This is a genomic window from Massilia sp. P2_C2 (genome assembly GCF_056404615.1).
Genome location: NZ_JBFUDR010000588.1, coordinates 1 through 1,485 on the forward strand (window position 1 = coordinate 1; position 1,485 = coordinate 1,485).

General features: G+C 68.1%; 2 protein-coding genes. Both read left to right on the forward strand.

The genetic code is table 11. The annotated features are described in order from the left end of the window. A partial coding sequence (gene tssL / locus AC1DYX_RS31080) for a type VI secretion system protein TssL, long form (RefSeq protein WP_477266071.1) occupies positions 1-429 on the forward strand: 429 nt, incomplete at its 5' end. A gap of 24 nt (positions 430-453) precedes the next feature. Then, positions 454-1,485: type VI secretion system membrane subunit TssM (gene tssM, locus AC1DYX_RS31085; RefSeq protein ID WP_477266073.1), on the forward strand; the 1,032-nt coding region annotated here is incomplete at its 3' end.

The following is a 1,485-nucleotide window of genomic DNA, read 5'->3' on the forward strand; positions in this document are numbered from 1 at the left end:
GGCTTCCTCGCGCCCGAGATCGCGCAAGGCCTCGTCTCCGTCGTCGACAGCGCCGACCGCTCCGTCGTCACCCTGCGCGGCGACGGCGTGTTCGCGTCGGGCAGCGGCGATGTGTCGCGCGCCTATCTCGGCCTGCTGGGCCGCATCGGCGACGCGCTGAAGACCGTGCCCGGCAAGGTGCTCGTCGTCGGCCACACCGACAATACGCAGCCCGGCCTGTCGGCGCGCTTCCCGTCCAACTACGAACTCTCCAAGGTCCGTGCGACGGCCGTGCGCGACCTGCTGGCCGAACGGGCCGGCCCGGAAACACGCTACAGCGTGGAAGGCCGCGGCGATTCGGAACCGCTCGCCACCAACGACACGCCGGCCGGCCGCTCGCGCAACCGCCGCGTGGAGATCGTCCTGCTCACGCCCGCCACCGCGAACTGAGTCTCTAACGGAATCCGACCTGCAATGAAAACGTTCTTCACCTGGCTGATCAAGCCCGCCGTGCTGGCTTTCCTGGGCGTGCTGCTGCTCGCGCTGGTCATCTGGTTCGAGGCGCCGCTGGTGTCCTACGACGGCCACTACCCGTTCGCATCGGAGACGGTGCGCTGGACCTTCATCCTCTTCTTCTTCGCGATCTGGGCCGGCTGGGTGGCCTGGCGCTGGTTCAAGGCCTGGCGCGCCAACCGCGAGCTGATGAAGAGCGTGGCCGGCGAGGATGCCAAGGCCGCGCCCGCACCCGCCACGTCGGAAGGCGCGGCCGAGGTGGCGCTGCTGAACAAACGCATGCAGGAAGCCATCGCCGTCCTCAAGAAGGCGAAGACGGGCGGGAAGAACGGCCTGTACCAGCTGCCGTGGTACATGTTCATCGGCGCGCCGGGCAGCGGCAAGACGACGGCGCTGACGCAATCCGGCCTGAAGTTCCCGCTGGCCGACGCGCTCGGTAAAGGCGCGATCGGTGGCGTGGGCGGCACGCGCAACTGCGACTGGTGGTTCACCGACGACGCCGTGCTGCTGGACACGGCCGGCCGCTACACGACGCAGGACAGCAATGCCGGCGCCGACAAGGCCGCGTGGTCGGGCTTTTTGCAACTGCTGAAGAAGTATCGCCGCCGCCGCCCGATCAATGGCGTGATCGTCGCCGTGCCCGTGAGCGACCTGTTACAGGATACGGAGGCGGGCCGGCAGGCGCAGGCCCAGGCGATCCGCGAGCGCCTCAAGGAATTGCATGATCAGCTGGGCGTGCGCTTTCCCGTGTACATACTCGTGACGAAATGCGACCTGCTGGGCGGCTTCGTCGAATACTTCGATGCGCTGGGCCGCGAAGAGCGCGCGCAGGTATGGGGCACGACGTTCCCGCTGCAGGAAGGGATGGATGGCGATGCCGCGCTGGCCGCGTTCCCGGCCGAATTCCAGCAGCTGGAACAGCGCCTGCAGGAACGCGTGCTGGCGCGCATGCAGCAGGAACGCGATCCGCAGAAGCGCGCCCTGATCTACAGC